This is a genomic window from Brenneria populi (assembly GCF_036016195.1).
GTDB lineage: Bacteria > Pseudomonadota > Gammaproteobacteria > Enterobacterales > Enterobacteriaceae > Brenneria > Brenneria populi.
Map to the genome: position 1 here is coordinate 87,974 of NZ_JAYWTM010000014.1, position 19,763 is coordinate 107,736.

The 19,763-nt window shown below is 57.4% G+C and carries 16 protein-coding genes; 13 read left to right on the top strand and 3 right to left on the bottom strand.

What is annotated here, in order from left to right; all coding sequences use genetic code 11:
- Positions 1-47: 47 nt before the first annotated feature.
- The 8 genes from ulaG (at position 48) to VSX58_RS14555 (ending at position 10,423) form a co-directional block, all read left to right on the top strand.
- Positions 48-1,112 (top strand): L-ascorbate 6-phosphate lactonase, encoded by a 1,065-nt coding sequence (gene ulaG, locus VSX58_RS14520; RefSeq protein WP_327618774.1) that lies wholly within the window; start codon positions 48-50, stop codon positions 1,110-1,112.
- 156 nt (positions 1,113-1,268) lie between these two features.
- Positions 1,269-2,024 carry an HTH-type transcriptional regulator UlaR gene (gene ulaR / locus VSX58_RS14525; protein ID WP_327618718.1) on the top strand — a complete coding sequence of 252 codons (756 nt, stop codon included), beginning with the start codon at positions 1,269-1,271 and terminating at the stop codon, positions 2,022-2,024.
- Between the two features lie 113 nt (positions 2,025-2,137).
- Complete coding sequence (glpE, locus tag VSX58_RS14530; RefSeq protein ID WP_327618719.1) at positions 2,138-2,467, top strand: thiosulfate sulfurtransferase GlpE; 330 nt, start codon at positions 2,138-2,140, stop codon at positions 2,465-2,467.
- A 162-nt stretch (positions 2,468-2,629) separates the two neighbouring features.
- Positions 2,630-3,460 carry a rhomboid family intramembrane serine protease GlpG gene (gene glpG / locus VSX58_RS14535; RefSeq protein ID WP_327618720.1) on the top strand — a complete coding sequence of 277 codons (831 nt, stop codon included), beginning with the start codon at positions 2,630-2,632 and terminating at the stop codon, positions 3,458-3,460.
- A 24-nt stretch (positions 3,461-3,484) separates the two neighbouring features.
- Positions 3,485-4,243, top strand: coding sequence for a DeoR/GlpR family transcriptional regulator (locus VSX58_RS14540; RefSeq protein ID WP_327613815.1), 759 nt, complete (start codon positions 3,485-3,487; stop codon positions 4,241-4,243).
- A gap of 44 nt (positions 4,244-4,287) precedes the next feature.
- Positions 4,288-6,711, top strand: a complete 2,424-nt coding sequence (gene malP, locus VSX58_RS14545) for a maltodextrin phosphorylase (protein ID WP_327618721.1) — start codon at positions 4,288-4,290, stop codon at positions 6,709-6,711.
- Between the two features lie 11 nt (positions 6,712-6,722).
- Positions 6,723-8,798: a 4-alpha-glucanotransferase gene (malQ, locus tag VSX58_RS14550; RefSeq protein ID WP_327618722.1), complete on the top strand. Its 2,076-nt coding sequence runs from the start codon at positions 6,723-6,725 to the stop codon at positions 8,796-8,798.
- A gap of 506 nt (positions 8,799-9,304) precedes the next feature.
- On the top strand, positions 9,305-10,423 hold the full coding sequence (locus tag VSX58_RS14555) for an FUSC family protein (RefSeq protein ID WP_327618723.1): 1,119 nt from the start codon (positions 9,305-9,307) through the stop codon (positions 10,421-10,423).
- Between the two features lie 251 nt (positions 10,424-10,674).
- Here VSX58_RS14555 and nfuA read toward each other — a convergent pair whose 3' ends face one another.
- On the bottom strand, positions 10,675-11,250 hold the full coding sequence (gene nfuA, locus VSX58_RS14560) for a Fe-S biogenesis protein NfuA (protein ID WP_208229475.1): 576 nt from the start codon (positions 11,248-11,250) through the stop codon (positions 10,675-10,677).
- A gap of 59 nt (positions 11,251-11,309) precedes the next feature.
- Positions 11,310-12,005, bottom strand: coding sequence for a DNA utilization protein GntX (gene gntX / locus VSX58_RS14565; protein WP_327618724.1), 696 nt, complete (start codon positions 12,003-12,005; stop codon positions 11,310-11,312).
- A 45-nt stretch (positions 12,006-12,050) separates the two neighbouring features.
- On the opposite strand from gntX, the gene bioH reads away from it, so the two are divergent.
- From bioH to VSX58_RS14590, 5 genes are all read left to right on the top strand, one after another.
- Positions 12,051-12,833 (top strand): pimeloyl-ACP methyl ester esterase BioH, encoded by a 783-nt coding sequence (bioH, locus tag VSX58_RS14570; RefSeq protein ID WP_327618725.1) that lies wholly within the window; start codon positions 12,051-12,053, stop codon positions 12,831-12,833.
- 98 nt (positions 12,834-12,931) lie between these two features.
- Positions 12,932-14,677, top strand: a complete 1,746-nt coding sequence (locus VSX58_RS14575) for an alkaline phosphatase (protein WP_327618726.1) — start codon at positions 12,932-12,934, stop codon at positions 14,675-14,677.
- A gap of 9 nt (positions 14,678-14,686) precedes the next feature.
- On the top strand, positions 14,687-15,163 hold the full coding sequence (locus VSX58_RS14580; RefSeq protein WP_327618727.1) for a hypothetical protein: 477 nt from the start codon (positions 14,687-14,689) through the stop codon (positions 15,161-15,163).
- Positions 15,164-15,171: 8 nt separating this feature from the next.
- Positions 15,172-15,864, top strand: a complete 693-nt coding sequence (locus tag VSX58_RS14585) for an ABC transporter ATP-binding protein (RefSeq protein ID WP_327618728.1) — start codon at positions 15,172-15,174, stop codon at positions 15,862-15,864.
- Positions 15,861-17,147, top strand: coding sequence for an FtsX-like permease family protein (locus tag VSX58_RS14590; protein WP_327618729.1), 1,287 nt, complete (start codon positions 15,861-15,863; stop codon positions 17,145-17,147). Before VSX58_RS14585 ends, VSX58_RS14590 begins: the two co-directional genes overlap by 4 nt.
- A 109-nt stretch (positions 17,148-17,256) precedes the next feature.
- Here the strand turns inward: VSX58_RS14590 and VSX58_RS14595 are convergent, their stop codons facing one another.
- Positions 17,257-19,581 carry a Tex family protein gene (locus tag VSX58_RS14595; RefSeq protein ID WP_327618730.1) on the bottom strand — a complete coding sequence of 775 codons (2,325 nt, stop codon included), beginning with the start codon at positions 19,579-19,581 and terminating at the stop codon, positions 17,257-17,259.
- Positions 19,582-19,763 lie beyond the last annotated feature (182 nt).

The window sequence follows — 19,763 nt, forward strand, 5'->3', positions numbered from 1 at the left end:
GTTTAATGAAAGTCTACGCCAATCCGATCGATGAAGAGGTTCACACTATGAGCAAAATCGACAGCATTACCCGCGAGTCATGGATTCTCGGTACCTTTCCGGAATGGGGAACCTGGCTGAATGAAGAGATAGAGCAGGAACAGGTGGCGCCCGGCACGTTTTCCATGTGGTGGCTGGGCTGTACCGGCATCTGGCTGAAATCGGAGGAGGGGGCGAATATTTGCGTGGACTTCTGGTGCGGCACGGGGAAGCAAAGCCACGCCAATCCGCTGATGAAGTCGGGCCACCAGATGCAGCGCATGGCCGGGGTGAAGAAATTACAGCCTAACTTGCGTACCACGCCGTTTGTGCTCGATCCCTTCGCTATTCGCCGAATTGACGCGGTGCTGGCGACGCACGATCATAACGATCATATCGACGTGAACGTGGCCGCCGCCGTAATGAGAAACGTCGACGGCGACGTCCCCTTTATTGGCCCGGAAAGCTGCGTGAAGCTGTGGGTCGGCTGGGGTGTGCCGCGCGAGCGTTGCATCGTGGTAAAACCGGGCGATGTCATCAAGATTAAAGATGTTGAAATTCATGCGCTCGATGCGTTCGACCGCACCGCGCTGATTACCCTTCCGGCCGATGAAAAAGCCGCAGGCGCGCTGCCTGACGGTATGGACAAGCGGGCGGTGAACTATCTGTTTAAAACCCCGGGCGGCAACCTCTACCATAGCGGGGACTCCCACTATTCGAACTACTACGCCAAACACGGCAACGAACACCGCATCGATGTGGCGCTGGGGTCCTATGGCGAGAACCCGCGCGGCATTACCGATAAAATGACCAGCTCCGATATGCTGCGCATGGCAGAGGCCTTGAATGCCAAAGTCGTCATTCCGTTCCATCATGATATCTGGTCCAACTTCCAGGCCGACCCGCAGGAGATCCGCGTGCTGTGGGAAATGAAGAAGGATCGTCTGAAGTATGGCTTTAAGCCCTTTATCTGGCAGGTGGGCGGGAAATTCACCTGGCCGCAGGATAAAGATAATCTGGAGTATCACTACCCGCGCGGGTTTGACGACTGCTTTACCATGGAGCCGGATTTGCCGTTTAAATCCTTCCTGTAAACGCGCCGGGCGGCGCAATCCGCCCGTGTTATCCCCGCTCGTTGCGCCTATTTTTACCGCTGGCCGATATCCGTGCGTACTTTTGACAAGTTATGATTCAAATTATCGAAAACGCTCATTATAATCGGCGATTAGAATTTATTTAGCGGGGCCAGTATGACCGAATCGCAGCGCCATAACGCCATCCTTGATTTCCTGCAGCGGCAAAGACAGTTGACCGTCGCCGATCTGATTGAGCGCTTTGACGTCTCTCCCGCCACCGCCCGGCGGGATATCAATAAGCTTGATGAGTCGGGCAAACTGCGCAAAGTGCGCAACGGCGCCGAAGCCGTGAATACTCCCCGTCCGGCCTGGACGCCGCTCAACATTTACCAGGCGCACAATCTGGACGAGAAAATGCGTATCGCCAAAGCGGCGGCGCAGCTGTGCCGCCCGGGGGAAAGCGTGGTGATTAACTGCGGCTCCACGGCTTTTCTGCTGGGGCAGGAGATCTGCGGCAAAGACGTTCAGGTGATCACCAACTATCTGCCGTTGGCGAATTATCTGATTGAACAGGAACACGACAGCGTGGTCATCATGGGCGGGCAGTACAATAAAAGTCAGTCCATCACGCTGGCGCCGCAGGAAGGCGACGCCAGTCTTTACGCCGGCCACTGGATGTTTACCAGCGGCAAGGGGCTGACGGCGGAAGGTTTATATAAAACCGATATGCTGACCGCGATGGCGGAGCAAAAGATGCTCAACTATGTCGGCAAACTGGCGGTGGTGGTTGATAGCAGCAAGGTCGGCGAACGCGCCGGTATGCTGTTTAGCCGGGTGGAGCAGATTGACGTCGTGATTACCGGCAAACAGGCGAATGCGCAGATCGTGGCCCAGCTGCGCGAGCTGGGGGTCGAGGTTATTCTGGTGTGACGCGTCGCCCGTTATCCATAGGGTTTGTCGGGTTTTTTAGGCGGCATAACGCGCTACAATGGCGCCACCTGTAACCAAAATACCCCCTATCATTAACAAGGTCGTCACTTTCAATGGAACAATTCGAAGCCATTACGCTTGAGCAAGCCCATTCCCGCTGGCAGGAAAACGGCATCGTCGTCGATATTCGCGATCCGCAAAGTTTCGCGGCCGCGCATATTCCCGGCGCGGCGCACCTGACGAACGACACCCTGGCTGATTTTGTGCGCGAGGCCGATTTTGCCGCGCCGGTCATGGTGATTTGCTATCACGGTATTAGCAGCCGTAACGCCGCGCAGTATTTGATAAACCTGGGCTTTGAGGCGGTATACAGCATTGACGGCGGCTTTGAGGCCTGGCAAAACCGCTATCCGCAGGATGTCGGCGGCGTCGGCGGAACATGATGCGCCCTGCGCTACCCGTCAGCGCCGATCGCCTTTCCCGGGCGCTTTATTTCCCGCAGCGCATTCTCGGTGTTTAACCCGGCGCGTCATGGGGTATTATCTATCGTTTCAATCGTCTTACGTCGGATATGCCCCGTATTCGACACTATCCGGTATACCTTCATGATTCGAGTTATTACGTTATCCAACCCGCGTCTGGCTCAGGCGTTTGTCGATTACATGCGCACGCGGCAGATCCATCTGGACATGCGCCCTCAGGGGCATGAGGCTGAACTGTGGCTGGATGATGAAGCGCAGCTGCGCACGGTTCAGGAAGAACTGGAGGTTTTTCTGCGCGATCCGGGGAACCCGCGCTATCTGGCGGCGAGCTGGCAAACCGGATCAATGGATTCCGGTATTCAATACCAACGTTACTCTTACCTGCAAACGCTGAAACAGAAGGCCGGGCCGCTGACGCTATCCGTCATGGTCGTGACCATTGCGGTGTTCATCCTGATGCAGTTTTCAGGCGATGAAAGCGTGATGGCTTGGCTGTCGTTTCCGGGCGAGGGGCAGCAGCTACAGCTGTGGCGCTGGTTCAGCCATGCTTTGTTGCACTTTTCCCTGCTGCACCTGGCGTTCAACCTTATGTGGTGGTGGTATCTGGGGGGGCCGGTCGAAAAAGCGTTGGGCGCCGGCAAGCTGCTGGTTATCACGCTGGTTTCCGCGCTGGTGAGCGGCTGGGCGCAGTCCTGGTTCAGCGGCGTTTACTTCGGCGGTCTGTCCGGCGTGGTGTATGCGCTGATGGGATACGTCTGGCTGCGCGGCGAACGGGAGCCGGACGGACATTTATTTATGCCGCGGGGCGTGATGATTTTCGCGCTGCTGTGGCTGATAGCCGGATATTTCGATATTTTAGGGATGTCGATAGCCAATGCGGCGCATGTGGCAGGGCTGATTGCCGGGCTATTGATGGCCTTTTGGGATACCTATAATAAAACCGTCCGCCGGTAAATCCGGAATGTTTAGGGGATGAACGTGAAGCAAACACAACGTCATGAGGCCATCATTGAACTGGTGCGCCGTCAGGGGTATGTCAGCACTGAAGAGTTGGTCGAGCATTTTGCGGTGAGCCCGCAAACCATTCGCCGCGATCTGAATGACTTGGCCGCGCAGAATAAGATCCACCGTCACCATGGCGGCGCGGCGTTGCCTTCAAGTTCGGTTAATACCGCCTATAATGACCGTAAAATGATGTGGTCCGAAGAGAAGGCGCGTATCGCCCGTCAGGTCGCCAGCCAGATCCCGGACGGCGCGACGCTGTTTATTGATATCGGCACCACGCCGGAAGCGGTCGCCCATGCGCTGATGCAGCACAAAAAGCTGCGGGTGGTGACCAATAACCTGAATGTGGCGACGCTGCTGACGGCAAAAGAGGATTTTCGTTTAATCCTCGCCGGCGGCGAAGTGCGCAGCCGGGACGGCGGCATCATGGGCGAGGCGACCCTGGATTTTATCTCTCAGTTTCGTCTGGATTTCGGTATTTTGGGTATCAGCGGCATTGACATGGACGGCTCATTGCTGGAGTTTGACTACCATGAAGTACGCACCAAACGGGCAATCATTGAGAATTCCCGTTGCGTCATGCTAGTGACGGATCATTCTAAATTTGGCCGCAACGCCATGGTAAATCTGGGCAATATGGATTTGATCGACTATCTTTTCACCGATCGGCTGCCGCCGCCCAGCGTATTGAAAATCATTGAACAATATAAGGTGCAGTTGGAGTTGTGCTAATCCAGGCGTGCCTTTTCCGTGACGGATTATAAGGGAGAGGCACCATGTCGCAGTTTGCGTTTAACCCATCAGAGTTTGCGGCGGCCCTGCTTCGCCAACAGCAGTATCACGGCGTTTCTTCTTTGCGCCTGATGACGCCGGCTCAGCGCTGGCGCGCCGTCAGCGCCGCGCTGGCCGAACAGCTGGCCGCTCGCGCCGCGCTTTCCCTTTCGCCGAACGACGCCGCTGACCGGCCGCCCCTGCGTCATGTCAACTACCTGTCGATGGAGTTTCTTCCCGGCCGCCTGACGGGGAATAACCTGTTGAATCTGGGATGGTATGACGACGTCGCCGGCGTGCTGGCGGCGCAGGGGATCGAGCTGAGCGACGTGCTGGAGCAGGAGGCCGATCCCGCCTTGGGCAACGGCGGATTAGGGCGGCTGGCCTCCTGCTTTCTGGATTCGATGGCGACGGTCGGACAGCCGGCGATCGGCTATGGGCTTAACTATCAGTACGGCCTGTTTCGTCAGCATTTTGCGCAGGGACACCAGCAGGAAACCCCCGATGAGTGGCATCGCGACGGCTATCCGTGGTTTTTGCCGCGTCCGGAGCTGGCGGTAGACGTCGGTTTCGGCGGCCGCCTGCAGCCGCAGGATGACGGCGGCGAGCGATGGCTGCCGGCTTTCCACGTGCGCGGCGAAGCCAGCGACCTGCCGGTGATAGGATACGGCAACGGCCGCATCCAGCCGCTGCGGCTCTGGCAGGCGACCCACCGCCATCCGTTCGATTTGGCGCTGTTCAATGCGGGACGCTACCTTCAGGCGGAACAGGTCGGCATCGCGGCGGCCAGCCTGACCAAGGTGCTCTATCCGAACGATAATCACGCGGCGGGCAAGCGGCTGCGGCTGATGCAGCAATATTTTCAGTGCGCCTGTTCGGTGGCCGATATTCTGCGCCGGCACCGGCAGGCGGGGCGGCATGTGGCGCAACTGCCCGATTACGAGGTTATCCAGCTTAACGATACGCATCCGACGCTGGCGATCCCGGAACTTATGAGGCTGCTGCTGGACGAATACCGCCTGCACTGGGATGAGGCCTGGTCGATAACCGGACGCGTCTTCGCCTATACCAACCATACGTTAATGCCGGAAGCGCTGGAACGCTGGGACGAAAGGCTGTTTGGCCGCCTGCTCCCGCGTCACCTTTCCATCATCAAGCGGATTGACGCCCAATTTCACGCTCAGGCGGAACGGGTATGGCCCGGCGATCGCCGGATATGGGCGAAGCTGGCGGTGCGTCATCGGCGAGAAATCCGCATGGCCAACCTGTGCGTGGTGAGCTGCTTTGCGGTAAACGGCGTGGCGGCGCTGCATTCGCAGCTGGTGGTGAATGATCTGTTCCCCGAATATCACCGGCTATGGCCCGGCAAATTCCACAATGTGACGAACGGCATTACGCCGCGCCGCTGGCTGAAACAGTGCAACCCGGCGCTGTCCGCGCTGATTGACGACGCGCTGGATACGGCGTGGGAGAACAATTTACCGGCGTTAAAAGGGCTGGAGCCTTACGCGGATGACGCCGAATTCCGCGCGCGTTACCGGCAAATAAAATATGACAATAAGGTGCGGCTGGCGCGCCGCCTGCAGCAATCTTATGGGCTGGCGCTTGACCCGCAGGCGTTGTTTGACGTACAGATCAAGCGGCTGCACGAATATAAGCGCCAGCATCTGAATCTGCTGCATATTCTTTCTCTTTATCGACAATTGCGCGATAACCCGCATCTGGATATAGTTCCGCGCGTCTTTCTGTTTGGAGCGAAGGCGGCGCCGGGTTATGTGCTGGCGAAAAACATCATTTATGCCATTAACCAGGTAGCGGAAAAGATCAATCGGGACAGCCGCTGCAACGATCGCCTTAAGGTGGTATTCCTTCCCGATTACCGCGTATCGCTGGCCGAGTTGACGATCCCGGCCGCCGATGTCTCTGAACAAATCTCGACGGCAGGCAAAGAGGCCTCCGGCACCGGCAATATGAAGCTGGCGCTGAATGGGGCGCTGACGGTGGGGACGCTGGATGGGGCCAATGTCGAGATCGCCCAACAGGTCGGCGCGGAGAATCTGTTTATTTTCGGCCATACGGTTGAACAGATAACGGCATTGCAGGCGCAGGGATACCGACCCTCCGACTATATCGCCGCGACCCCTCTACTGGGCGATATCTTGGATGAGCTGGGCAGCGGCGCATTCAGCCAGGGGGATCGGCAGGCGTTCGCCCCGTTGCTGAACAGCCTGTTGCAAAGCGGCGACCCTTATCTGCTTATGGCTGATTTTGCGCCCTATTGTCAGGTGCAGCAGCGTGTGGATGCGGCATATCGTGAACCGGAAGAGTGGACCCGCCGTTGCGTACTCAATACGGCCAGAATGGGAATGTTCAGCTCGGACCGGGCGATTCATGATTACCAGAAACGCATTTGGCAAGCGCGTTGTTAAGGAAAAGCAAGATGGCATTCAAGGCGGGAAGTTCGACCATTCAATCGACGGGCATTGCGGAAACATACACGGACGCTTATGGCAATGAACGGGCTGTTGACGCGTCGATCCGGAACAGGCTGCTGGCGATGATGGATATCGCCGGAAGCGGCGGTACGCCTTTGCCGCCGGTAGGGGTTTTCCTTCAGGGGCAGGATGCCGTCATCAGTCTGAGCGGCAGCGGAGAATTCGTCTGGACGCTGATGTACGAAAACGGCGGCCAGGTTCAGGGGCGAGCGACCGGCGGCACGCTCCTGACTCTCCCCGCCAAACTTCCCGTGGGATATCACCACCTCAGGCTGACGCAGGACGAACAGCGCTGGCACTGTCGAATCATCATCGCCCCCCATCGCTGCTACGAGCCGGAGGCGCTGCTACAGGGGAAACGCTGGTGGGGCGTGACCGTGCAGCTCTATACCCTGCGTTCGCAGAATAACTGGGGCGTAGGCGATTTTGGCGACCTGCGCCAGCTGGTGGAAGAGATCGCCCGCCGCGGCGGGGCGTTTGTGGGGCTGAACCCGGTTCACTCCCTGTACCCGGCGGCGCCCGAGGCGGCAAGCCCATACAGCCCCTCTTCCCGCCATTGGCTGAATATTATTTATATCGACGTCAATCGGGTGGACGATTTTCAGCAGAGCGCGGAGGCGCGGCTCTGGTGGTCGCGCGATGATACGCAGCGTGCGGTGGCGGCTCGGCGCGCGGAGCGCTGGGTTGATTATGAGCAGGTCACCGCGCTCAAGCTGAGCGCGCTACGGTTGGCTTTTCGCTATTTTAATACCCGCAGCGCGTTGGATCCGCGCATCAGCGCTTTTCGTCAGTTCGTGGCCGACGGCGGACAGAGTCTACAGCTGCAGGCGACGTTCGATGCGCTGCAAGCCTATCTGAAACGTCAGGGCGAAAATCATGCGGATTGGCTACAGTGGCCGGCCTGCTACCATGACGTACACGGCGAGAGCGTTAAGTCGTTTCGCCATGAGCATGCCGACGAGGTGACGTTTTATTGCTGGCTGCAATGGGTGGCGTATGAACAATTGGCGGAGTGTTTTGCGCACAGTAAGCAGCTTGGCCTGCCTATCGGGCTATATCGCGATTTAGCGGTCGGGGTCGCCCAGGGCGGGGCGGAGACCTGGGATGAACGGCAGCTATATTGCCAGGATGCCTCAATCGGCGCGCCGCCGGATCCGTTGGGGCCGCAGGGGCAAAACTGGCAGCTCTCCCCGATGAACCCCAATATGCTGCGGCAGCGCGGCTATCAGCCTTTTATTGACGTACTGCGCAGCAATATGGCGCACTGCGGCGCGTTGCGCATCGACCATGTGATGGCGTTGATGCGCCTATGGTGGATACCCAAAGCGGAACCGTCGGTGAACGGCGCCTATGTGCATTACCCGCTGGACGACCTGCTGGCGATACTGGCGCTCGAAAGCCAGCGCCACCGCTGCCTGGTGATCGGCGAGGATTTGGGAACGGTACCACCGGAGATCGTCGGCAAACTGCATGACGTTGGTATCTACTCCTATAAGGTATTGTTCTTTGAACATGATGAACAATATCGCTTTCGTGCGCCCGCCGACTATCCCCGCCAGGCGCTGGCGACGATCGCCACCCACGATCTCCCCACGCTGCGCGGCTATTGGCAGGCGCTGGATCTATCGCTGGGCAGAGATTTGGGGCTATACCCAAGCGCCGAGTTGCTGCAACAGCAGGTGCGTTCGCGTGAAAAATCGAAACAGGGCCTGCTGGACGCCTTGCATCTGCACGGGCTTTTGCCGCAGCGGGTGGGGCGGAATTCATCGTTGACGACCATGGGCGCGCCGCTTAACCGGGGCGTTCAGCGTTATATGGCGGACAGCGCCAGCGCCCTGGTGGGCTTCCAGCTGGAAGATTGGCTGGATATGTCCGCGCCGGTGAATGTGCCGGGCACCAATCGGGAATACCCGAACTGGCGGCGCAAACTGAGCCGCACGCTGGAGTCGATCTTCGCCGATCGCTATCTTGAACGCTTGATTCGCGACATCGATCTGCGACGCGGCGCGCCGGTCAAATAAAGCGCATTGCCCCGTAGCGAGCGGCGCCTGTTTTGCGGCGTACGGGCGGTATGCGACGGACGCCTGCCGCGCCGCCGCCGCGCGTGAAAATAGGAAAATGAAATAAAAAATTACGTTTGATTACATGCGTTAAATGGCACATCATTTTTATACCCTTCATACTGCAGCTTGCAGTATGAAGGGTATAAAAGAAATATGTTTGATCGGATAAGAAATGATGGAGGAGAGCGGGGTAATAATTATGACATACCATTGTTGTCCGAAATGCGGAAGGTTGGTTGCGCTTAAGCAATCTACCTGTCCTCACTGTTCATCCGATCTGAGGTATAAAAGAACCAGTTTCATCAAGGAATGCATAAAATATATCGCCTATATTCTACTGGCGCTGTCCCTAATGATGATTAAATACGATCATCATTTTTTTTCGGGCGACTCATTATTTATCGCCATTGTTTCAATTGCTTCTTTTTCCGTTATTGCTATTTTGATTTTAAAAGAAAGGCGTTATGAAAATAGAAGGTAAAATAAAAAATATACAGTATAGGTATTATCGAGTATCGCACGCGATACGGCTGACGATGGCATTTCTCTGCTGTCTGCTGATTTTTTCAAAAATAAAAACAATAGAAGATGTGTCCTGGATATTTATCACGCTGGTGGTGATAATGGGACCGATGTCCTATAAAGGCAGCGTTTATCCCCGGGCCATCCAGCGTGTTCTGGGTACGCTAATCGGGATTGTTTTTAGCATCGCCTCTTTTTATATCGGTAAATATAATGCTTTTTTGGCGCTGATCCCTATCGCCATGGGAATATTTACCTGTGGCTACCTGGTGTTAAGCAAAGTGCCTTATGCCGCCATTCTTATCGGTATTTCGCTATCGGTGGTGGTCACCGCCACGGAAGGGAATCTGGATATCGCCCTGTGGAGAATATCCGATATATTCATCGGTTGTCTGATGGCAGTCATTTTTTCCAGCATATTTCCACATAAGGCGAGTATTCATTGGAATATAGAGTTATTTAAGCTTATATCGAATTTACATCTGCTTTATGCCGCTAATCTATCGAGAAATATTTTCACCAAACTGGATCTGCGCCAGTTAAATATGAAAAATAAAAAAATTATTGCGGATATTATTAAACTGTCCGGACCCGCGCAGAAGGAGATCAAGCATGCTAAAGCGACCTATATCAGTATTCAGGAGTGTATTCAGGATTTAACCTCTTATCTGGTATTAATCGAAATGGCCTATTGGGAGTGCGAAACGAGCCATAATATTATTAATAAATCCTCATTGTCGGCCCAAATCAATAATGCCATTCAGTACCGATTCGTTATGCTGGAATCTTTCATTCGCGACAATATTAGAGATCAGGAAGGAATAAAAAAATTCCATTATCGCGAATTTAAAAATGAGGTGATGCTTGAACTGAAAAAAATCATGGACAGTCAGCCGAAAAATGAGGAACGGCAGAATTTGGCGGTGGAAAATCAGATCTACGGCTACTTTTATTTAGGCATGAAAATTATCGACCGGCTGGATACGCTTACTGAATTGCTGTATGCGATGAGGGGCGAGAGTGAAACCAAACGTTTTCACCTGATAACGCATATACCCTAAATAACTCGAGCTGCAGGACAAAAACGGCAAAGCGTTTTTGAACAGCGCTTGCGCTGACCCCAAAGGGGTGAGGCCCTCAGGCCGAATAACGCGGCAAGAGAAGGAATCCCGATGAGCTTACAAAGTAAGTGATTCGGGTGACTGGACGCAGCCAACGCACATGCAGCTTGAAGTATGACGGTATAAAAGTTGAATCTCTTCCAGGAAACGACATCGACGCCGGCCGCCTGGCGGCCGGGAGCCGGAAACAATCAGTAGTAGGAGTGTTCGCCGCGCTGATGCTCGGTGAGATCCCGCACGCCTTTCAGCTCGGGGAATTTTTCCAGCAGCTCTTTTTCAATCCCTTCTTTCAGCGTGTAATCGACCATTGAGCAGCCGTTGCAGCCCCCGCCGAATTGCAGAATCGCCAGCCCGTCGTCGGTAATCTCCATCAGCGTGACGCGGCCGCCGTGGCCCGCCAGCTGCGGGTTGATTTGCGATTGCAGCACGTATTCCACACGCTCGATTAACGGCGCATCGTCGGCCACTTTACGCATCTTGGCGTTTGGCGCTTTCAGCGTCAATTGGGAGCCCAGTTGATCGGTGACGAAATCGATCTCGGCATCTTCCAGGTACGGCGCGCTGAGTTCGTCTACGTAAGCCGAAATCTTTTCAAACTTCAGCTCGGTGTCGCTGGCCTCAACGGCATCCGGAGGACAGTAGGATACGCCGCATTCCGCGTTGGGCGTGCCGGGATTGATGACAAAAACACGGATTTGCGTGCCTTCTTCCTGTTTCGCCAGCAATTTTACGAAGTGTTCCTGTGCCGCGTCAGTAATACGGATCATAGTGTTAAACTCAATGTTGATCATACTTATCGGTTATAATACGCCCATCCTCCCGCGAACTACAAGGTTCGGCACAAACACCACACCTGAACGCTCGCCGCTCCCCGCGCCAGCAGCGCGCGGCTTGCTTCCGCCGCCGTACTGCCGGTGGTCACCACATCGTCCAGCAGCGCCACCCGCTGCCCCGTCAATCGCGCATCGCAGGCAAACGCGCCCCGTAGGTTTTTACGCCGTTCTTCAGCGCTAAGCCGTTGCTGAATCCGGGTTCGGCGCAAACGCCGCAGCGTCCGGGGGGAGTAAGCGCACTCCAGCCAGTGCGCCAGCGGCCGGGCGAGCAGCTCCGTCTGGTTAAAGCCGCGCGCCCAGTGGCGATGCCTGTGCAGAGGCACGGTCACCAGCCGATCCGGCCGCGGCGGCGGCGCCTGCAGCGCGCGCTCGCGGTAGTTCGCCAGCCAGCGCAGTAGGAGCTGCCGGGCCAGAACCGGCGCCAGTTCCGTTTTACCGTGAAACTTAAACAGCTTCACCAGCGTATTCAACGGCGGGATATAGTCGCTGACAAACGTTAGAGACTGCCAGGGCGGCGGATTTTGCAGGCAGCGGCCGCACGGCCTGGCGGGATCGCCGCTCGGCAGGCCGCAGCGCGGGCAGCACTGGGGAGGCGGCGGCAAATGACGCTGGCAGCAAGAGCAAATCCCGTGTCGGCTGTGGTAAAGAGGCAGCCGGCATAGCCAGCAGTGCGCTGCGATGGTTAACATAGGCGCTTCCCTGAAATAATTTTCCTTAAGGCAGGATGATAACTGATGAAATCGTTGTACTGGCAGACTGAAGGCGCGGGCAAAACGAATCTTGTGTTGCTGCACGGCTGGGGGTTGAATGCGCAGGTCTGGCATTGCATTTCGCCGCGGCTGGCGCCGCATTTTCGCCTGCATCTGGTGGACTTGCCCGGCTATGGGCGAAGCCGGGGATTTGCCGCGATGCCGCTGGAAGAGATGGCGGCGACGGTGCTGGCCCAGGCGCCGGAACGCGCTATCTGGCTGGGGTGGTCGCTGGGCGGGTTGGTCGCCAGCCAGATTGCGTTAAGCGCGCCGCAGCGGGCGAGCGGGCTGATTACCGTCGCCTCCTCCCCCTGCTTTAGCGCCAGAGAGGCGTGGCCCGGCATTAAATCGGAAGTGCTGCGCGGGTTCCAGCAACAGCTCAGCGAGGATTTTCAACGTACCGTCGAACGTTTTCTGGCGCTGCAAACGCTGGGCACGGTCACCGCCCGGCAAGATGCCCGCTTGCTGAAGCGCGTGGTGCTGGAGCAGCCGATGCCCCTGGCTGAGGTGTTGAACGGCGGGCTGGAGATCCTGCGTCAGGCGGATCTGCGCCAGCCGATGTCGGCGCTAACGCTGCCTTTACTACGGATATACGGCGCGCTGGACGGGCTGGTGCCGCGCAGGGTGGCGGGGCTGTTGGATCGGCAATGGCCGCGATCCGACTCGATCGTGGTGGCGAAAGCCGCGCACGCGCCCTTTATCTCCCATCCTGATGAAGTCGTGGAGCGGATTCTGACGTTTAGCCAGCGGCAGGACGTGGCGGGGTAAGTGTATCCAGGCGTCTTAACTAATATCAATATTCATCAAACTGTAAAAAAAAGTAATTACGTTATGTCCTGCTAATTCTGCAATCCAAGGACATCACGATGAAAGCTCGTTGGTTACTGCCTTTACTGTTCGCTTCCGCTTTACCGGGAATGCTCCAGGCACAGGCCATTTATCCCATTGACCGCGCGACAATGCTGGCGGGCGGCAAATTCGATTTTAAGGTTGAGTTTGACGAAGTAGTAAAGCCGGAAGATATTCGAATCCTGATCAACGGCAAAGATTATCAACAGGTGTTCGGTAAATCGGCCACCTTTGTTGAACGTGAAGACGGTGAAAACGTATCCGCCGTTTGGGTAAGGGATGTGCATTTGCCCACGGCGGGTAAATACGTTGTGAATGCGCAGGCTAAAGGGAAAAACGCCGAAGTCACGTGGGATGTCTATCAGACGCCTGATACGCGCAAAGCCAAAAACGTGATCCTGTTTATCGGCGACGGCCTATCTGTGGCGCACCGTACCGGCGCCCGCATCCTCTCCAAAGGGATTTCCGAAGGGAAGGCCGACGGCCGCCTGGCGATTGACGATCTGCAATACATGGCGTTTGGCGGCACCTCCAGCACCGACTCCATCGCGGCAGACAGCGCCAATACCATGAGCGCCTATATGACCGGTCACAAATCCGGCGTGAACGCGCTGGGCGTTTACGTTAGCCGCAGTAAAAACTCGCTGGAGCATCCTAAGCAGGAAACGCTGGGCGAACTGATTACCCGGTCGACCAACATGTCCGTCGGCGTAGTCAGCGATGCCGAAATTGAAGACGCCACGCCGGCCGCCGTCGTATCCCACACCCGTCGCCGCGCGGATAAGGCGGAAATCGTCAAAATGTTTTACAACGTCAAGCCCAGCGTCATTCTCGGCGGCGGCTCGGCCTATTTCCTGCCGAAAAGCACGCCCGGCTCCAAACGCAAAGACGAAACCAACTATGTGGAAAAATTCCAGCAGGATGGCTACACGCTGGTGACCGACGCGGACACGCTGAAAAAGAACGCCTCTCAGGCCACCAAATTGCTGGGGCTGTTCCATACCGGCAACATGGATGGCGTGCTGGATCGCCGTTTCCTGAAGAACGACGTTACCAAAAAATTCCCCAACCAGCCGGATTTGACCGAAATGACCCAGGCGGCGCTGGATGTGCTGTCTAAAAACAAGGACGGTTTCTTCCTGATGGTGGAATCCGCGCTGATCGATAAGGCTTCGCACCCGTTGGACTGGGAGCGCGCGTTCTATAACACCATTATGTTGGATCAGTCGGTAGCGATCGCCAAAAAGTTTGTTGAGAAACACCCGGATACGCTGATTATCGTAACGGGCGATCACACGCACGGCATCTCCATCATCGGGACGGTGGATGACGACAAACCGGGTACGGAAATGCGCGAAAAAGTCGGGGTGTATGAGGACGCCGGCTATCCGAACTACCGGGACGCCAATAAAGACGGCTATCCGGACGACGTGAACGTCTCCAAACGTCTGGCGGTCTTCTTCAATAACTTCCCTGACTACTACGAAACTTTCCGTCCGAAACTGGATGGGACTTTTGTACCGGCCATTAAGAATGAAAAAGACCAGTATGTCGCCAACAAAGCGTATGAAAACGTGCCGGGCGCGGTATTCCGCGAAGGGATCCTGCCGCGCTCTTCCGACACCGGCGTTCATGCCGTGGACGATATGGTAATTCAGGCCAGCGGCCCTGGCGCCGAGCGTATCCGCGGCTATATGGAAAATAGCGACCTGTTCCGGGTGATGGTCGATGCGCTGGCGCTGAAGCCGCAGGATAAAAAATAATCCAACGCTATGATTAAGTTCAATGGCACTCTAGCGGGGGAAACCCCGCTTTTATCCTTCTGGCGAACGGCGCTGGCCGTGCTGTTCCTGCTCTGCGCTCTTCCCGCGAAAGCGGCGCCGCCCGAACTCTCTTTCGACAAGCTTTATGCGTCTTATGGCGTACTGGGGCTGGAATTCTCGGACGAGGTAAAGGCGCTATCCGGCAAGCGGGTAACGATGCGCGGCTTTATGGCGCCGCCATTGAAGGCCGAATCGCAATTCTTTGTGTTAACCAAAATGCCGATGGCATTGTGTCCTTTCTGTTCCTCTGACGCCGACTGGCCGGAAGACATCGTCGTGATCTACCTCGCCAAACGGCAAACCTTCGTTCAGAACAACACCATGATTGAAGTGGAGGGTGTGCTGGAGTACGGCTCATGGACCGATCCGCAAACCGGTTTTGTCAGCCTGCTGCGGATGCGTGACGCGACGTTCGATACCTTGTAGGAGAAACCATGGCTGAGTTACTGATTCAGGGACTGAGTGTCACCTTTCCCGATACTTCGGACGCCGTGCTCGATATTCCGCAGTTGCATATCGCCGCGGGTTCGCTGGTGGCGGTAATGGGGCCCTCCGGTTCAGGAAAAACCACGCTGGCGAACGCCATTACCGGTATGGATAACAGCGGTAGCGGCAGCGTGCTGTGGGCGAGCCGGGATATTCGGCGGCTGAACGAAGCGGAGCGCGATCGCTGGCGGGCCGAACATGTCGGGCTGGTGATGCAGGATTTCCATCTGTTTCCCGGCATGAGCGCGCTGGAAAATGTATTGCTGCCCGCGCATTTTCATTATTGGCGTATACCGGCGGCGCTGAAGCAACGCGCTATCGATCTGTTGTCGCAGGTCGGGCTGGCGACCGGCCGCCGCCCGGTTGAGGTGCTGTCCCGCGGCGAGAAACAGCGGGTCGCCGTAGCCAGAGCGTTGCTGAGTTCGCCGGAAATTATTGTGGCGGACGAGCCGACCGCCAGTCTGGATGCGCACAGCGGCGAACAAATCTCGGATTTGCTGGCTACGCTGGCGCGTAGGAATAACGCCACCCTGGTCGCCATTACCCACGATAAGCGTCTGGCGTCGCAGATGACGCGTTGCCTGCAACTGGAGAAAGGGCGGCTGGTTTCGGACAGCGCGCAACAGGAGAGTAAACGATGATCCCATGGCGTTTGATTTGGGTTGACTGGCGCCGATTATGGCCGGGCGTATTGGTCGTGGTGCTGCTGATAGCGATGGCGACGGCGTTAAGCATTTCCGTCAGCCTACAGGAAAGGGCGCTACGCATGGGGAGCGCAAAAGCGGCGGAGCGTTTTGATTTGGTCATCGGCGCGCCGGGCAGCGAAACTCAGCTGGTGCTGTCGTCGGTTTTCCTACAGCCTTCCGCTCTGACGCTGATCCCCGCCCGGGTGTTGGACGATCTGGCGAGCAATCCGCTGGTCGCCTGGGCGGCGCCGGTGGCGTTTGGCGATTTCTATCAAGGGATGCCGATAGTCGGCACCACGGAGCCGCTGGTGACGGATAACGGTAAGCGTCAGCTGCTGGCCGGGCGGATATTTAACCAGAATTTTGAGGCGGTGGTGGGGGCGAACACCGGTTTGACGCTAGGCGATACCTTCAGCCCGGTCCATGGGCAGATCGGCGCCGAAGGCGCGCATCAGCATGAAGGGGTGAAATATACCGTGGTGGGCATTCTGCCGGCCGACGGCAGCGCCTGGGATAAGGCGATTCTGGTGCCGGTGAATGCGGTCTGGCTGGTACATGGCATTGACCCTCATGGCGACGGCGGGCATCATGAGGGTGAGGAGCATGACGACGACGACGGCCATGAACACGCGGCGGATGAACGCCATGGCGATGAACATCATGATGGGGAAGTGGAGCACGTCGATGAACATCATCATCCGGCCGGGGTGCCGGCCATTGTGGTGAAGCCGAAAACCATCGCCGGGGCTTATCAGCTGCGTTCGCTGTACCGCAATAATACGACCCAGGCGGTATTCCCCGGCGAAGTGCTGGTGAAGCTCTATTCTATTCTGGGCGATATCCGGGAACTGCTGGTTTACATTTCGCTGGGCACGCAGGCGTTGGTCGGCGTGGCGGTGGCGATGGTGGCGGTGATGCACCTGCGCCAACGGCAGCGACAAATCGGCGCGCTGCGGGCGTTCGGCGCGCCGCGTTACGGCATTTTCGCGCTGATCTGGTGCGGGCTGATGTCGCTGGTCAGCGCCGGGGTGCTGTTGGGCGTCGGCGTTGGTTATGCCGCCGCGCGGGCGATTGCCGTGATGATGAGCGAAAAGAGCGGTTTTGTGCTGCCTGTTGCGCTGGAGCGGGATGATGTGGTTTTTGTGCTGATTCTGCTGCTTGTCGCCGCCGCGGTATTGACCATTCCCGCCATGTTGTCCTACCGGCAATCGCCCGCGGTGGCGCTGCGCGGGGAGTAGCGGCCGTTATGCGGCGTTGACGATAAGCGTAAAAAAACCGAGCGATATGTGGTATCGCTGCGTTGAACACGGCGGCTATTTTGGCCGCCGTGTTCGTTAGGTTTCCGCTTTAGCGCTTTTTAAACGCGGCGGCCAGCGCGTCGCTCATGGCGCTGTTGCCCGCCGCCGGCGCGCCGGCCTGGCGAGGCCGGGATTTAGCCGCCGGACGCTGGCCCGACGCGTTATTCTCGCGCGCGCCGCCGCGGCGGGCGGCGGTTTCTCCCGGCTGTTCGTCCAGACGCATGGTCAGCGCAATACGTTTGCGCTGCAGATCGACTTCCAGCACCTTCACCTTGACGATATCCCCGGCTTTCACCACCTGGTGCGGATCCTCAACGAAGCGATCGGCGAGAGAGGATATATGGACCAGCCCGTCCTGATGGACGCCGATATCCACAAAGGCGCCGAAGTTGGTGACGTTGGTCACCGAACCTTCCAGAATCATACCCGGCGTCAGATCGTTCATGGTTTCCACGCCGTCGGCGAAGCTGGCGGTTTTGAACTCCGGCCGCGGGTCGCGCCCCGGTTTTTCCAGCTCTTTGATAATGTCGGTCACCGTTGGAACGCCAAAACGCTCGTCGGTGAAATCCGCCGCTTTCAGACTGCGCAGCGCGCCGGGGTTGCCCATCAGTTCCTGCAGCGCCTGTTCGGTGGCGGCCAGAATACGTTCCACCACCGGGTAGGCCTCCGGGTGAACGGTAGAGGCGTCCAGCGGGTTATCGCCATGGTTGATCCGCAAAAAGCCCGCGCACTGTTCGAAAGCTTTCGGTCCCAGACGGCTGACTTTCAGCAGTTGGCCGCGGCTGCGGAAACGTCCGTTTTCGTCGCGCCAGGCCACGATATTCTGCGCCATCATCCGCGTTAAGCCGGCCACGCGGGTCAGCAGCGCGACGGAGGCGGTATTCAGATCGACGCCGACGGCGTTAACGCAGTCTTCCACCACCGCGTCCAGTTTTTTCGCCAGTAGGCTTTGGCTGACGTCATGCTGATACTGGCCGACGCCGATGGATTTCGGGTCGATTTTCACCAACTCGGCGAGCGGGTCCTGCAGGCGACGGGCGATGGAGACCGCGCCGCGCAGGGAAACGTCCAGATCGGGAAACTCCTGCGCGGCCAGCTCCGACGCCGAATACACCGAGGCTCCCGCCTCGCTGACGATCACCTTCTGCGCCTTGATCTCAGAAAACTGTTTCTGCGTGTCAAGGAAGAAACGTTCGGTTTCACGCGATGCGGTGCCGTTGCCGATCGCCACCAGTTCGACCTGATGCTTGATGCACAGGGCGGCGACAACGGCCGCGGCTTTGGCCGCCTGCCCGGTATGCGGGTAAATCGTATCGGTGGCGACCAGCTTGCCGGTGGCGTCCACCACCGCGACTTTTACGCCGGTGCGTAGCCCCGGATCCAGTCCCATGGTGGCGCGCATGCCTGCCGGCGCCGCCATCAGCAGATCGTGCATGTTGCGGGCAAAGACATTGATCGCTTCGTCTTCCGCCTTTTCGCGCACGCTGCCCATCAGTTCGGTTTCGAGGTGCAGCAAGATCTTGATGCGCCAGGTCCAACTGATGACCGCGCGCCGCCAGCCGTCCGCCGCGGCATTTCCCAGACGCAGGCTCAAATGGTCGATGATAATCTGTTCGCAGCGGCTTTCACGCGGCGCTTCTTCGAACTGCGGGTCGGCGTTCAGAGAAAGCTGCAATACCCCCTCGTTGCGGCCGCGAAACATCGCCAGCGCGCGGTGGGATGGCACCTGGGAAATGGGCTCGTGATGGTCGAAATAGTCGCGGAATTTTGCCCCTTCTTCCTCTTTCCCTTCCACCACGCGGGAAACCAGGTGGGCGTTTTTCCACAGGTAATCGCGGATTTTCGCCAGCAGCGCGGCATCCTCGGCAAAACGCTCCATCAGGATATAGCGCGCGCCGTCCAGCGCGGCTTTCGCATCCGCCACGCCTTTGTCGGCGTCGACATAGGCGAGCGCCGCCTGTTCGGGTTCCTGGGCGGGATCCTGCCATAGCGCGTCAGCCAGCGGCGCCAACCCGGCCTCAATCGCAATCTGCCCGCGGGTACGGCGTTTGGGTTTGTAGGGCAGATAGAGATCTTCCAGTTCGGTCTTGCTCAGCGTGCCGTTAATGGCATCGGCGAGCTGGTCGGTCAGTTTTCCCTGTTCGTCGATGGATTTCAGAATTGTCTGGCGACGATCTTCCAGTTCACGCAGGTAGCCCAGGCGGGTTTCCAGCTGGCGCAGCTGGGTATCGTCCAGTCCGCCGGTGACTTCCTTGCGGTAACGCGCGATAAAAGGGACGGTGTTCCCCTCGTCCAGCAGGCGGACGGCGGCGTCTACCTGTTCCGTTCTGGCCTGCAATTCGCCGGCGATGATCTGGTTTAATGAATCATTCATAGGTCTGATATCGATAGTCATCAATGAGTGGATTAAATAGCTGGAGGACAGTTATACGGATTGGCGGCGGAAAATGCCAGCCGTACCCGCTGGAGAAAAAAGGAGGCGCGGCGTTCCCACAAGGGACTCCGATTGTGGTAGCTTCAAATACCCGGTTCGTCAAATCGGCGGTAAGGGTGATG

Bases quoted from the DNA above. Each gene is read 5' to 3' on its own strand.
- ulaG (WP_327618774.1), top strand. From the start codon at position 48: ATGAGCAAAATCGACAGCATTACCCGCGAGTCATGGATTCTCGGTACC.
- ulaR (WP_327618718.1), top strand. From the start codon at position 1,269: ATGACCGAATCGCAGCGCCATAACGCCATCCTTGATTTCCTGCAGCGG.
- glpE (WP_327618719.1), top strand. From the start codon at position 2,138: ATGGAACAATTCGAAGCCATTACGCTTGAGCAAGCCCATTCCCGCTGG.
- glpG (WP_327618720.1), top strand. From the start codon at position 2,630: ATGATTCGAGTTATTACGTTATCCAACCCGCGTCTGGCTCAGGCGTTT.
- malP (WP_327618721.1), top strand. From the start codon at position 4,288: ATGTCGCAGTTTGCGTTTAACCCATCAGAGTTTGCGGCGGCCCTGCTT.
- malQ (WP_327618722.1), top strand. From the start codon at position 6,723: ATGGCATTCAAGGCGGGAAGTTCGACCATTCAATCGACGGGCATTGCG.
- VSX58_RS14555 (WP_327618723.1), top strand. From the start codon at position 9,305: ATGAAAATAGAAGGTAAAATAAAAAATATACAGTATAGGTATTATCGA.
- nfuA (WP_208229475.1), bottom strand. From the start codon at position 11,250: ATGATCCGTATTACTGACGCGGCACAGGAACACTTCGTAAAATTGCTG.
- gntX (WP_327618724.1), bottom strand. From the start codon at position 12,005: ATGTTAACCATCGCAGCGCACTGCTGGCTATGCCGGCTGCCTCTTTAC.
- bioH (WP_327618725.1), top strand. From the start codon at position 12,051: ATGAAATCGTTGTACTGGCAGACTGAAGGCGCGGGCAAAACGAATCTT.
- VSX58_RS14575 (WP_327618726.1), top strand. From the start codon at position 12,932: ATGAAAGCTCGTTGGTTACTGCCTTTACTGTTCGCTTCCGCTTTACCG.
- VSX58_RS14580 (WP_327618727.1), top strand. From the start codon at position 14,687: ATGATTAAGTTCAATGGCACTCTAGCGGGGGAAACCCCGCTTTTATCC.
- VSX58_RS14585 (WP_327618728.1), top strand. From the start codon at position 15,172: ATGGCTGAGTTACTGATTCAGGGACTGAGTGTCACCTTTCCCGATACT.
- VSX58_RS14590 (WP_327618729.1), top strand. From the start codon at position 15,861: ATGATCCCATGGCGTTTGATTTGGGTTGACTGGCGCCGATTATGGCCG.
- VSX58_RS14595 (WP_327618730.1), bottom strand. From the start codon at position 19,581: ATGAATGATTCATTAAACCAGATCATCGCCGGCGAATTGCAGGCCAGA.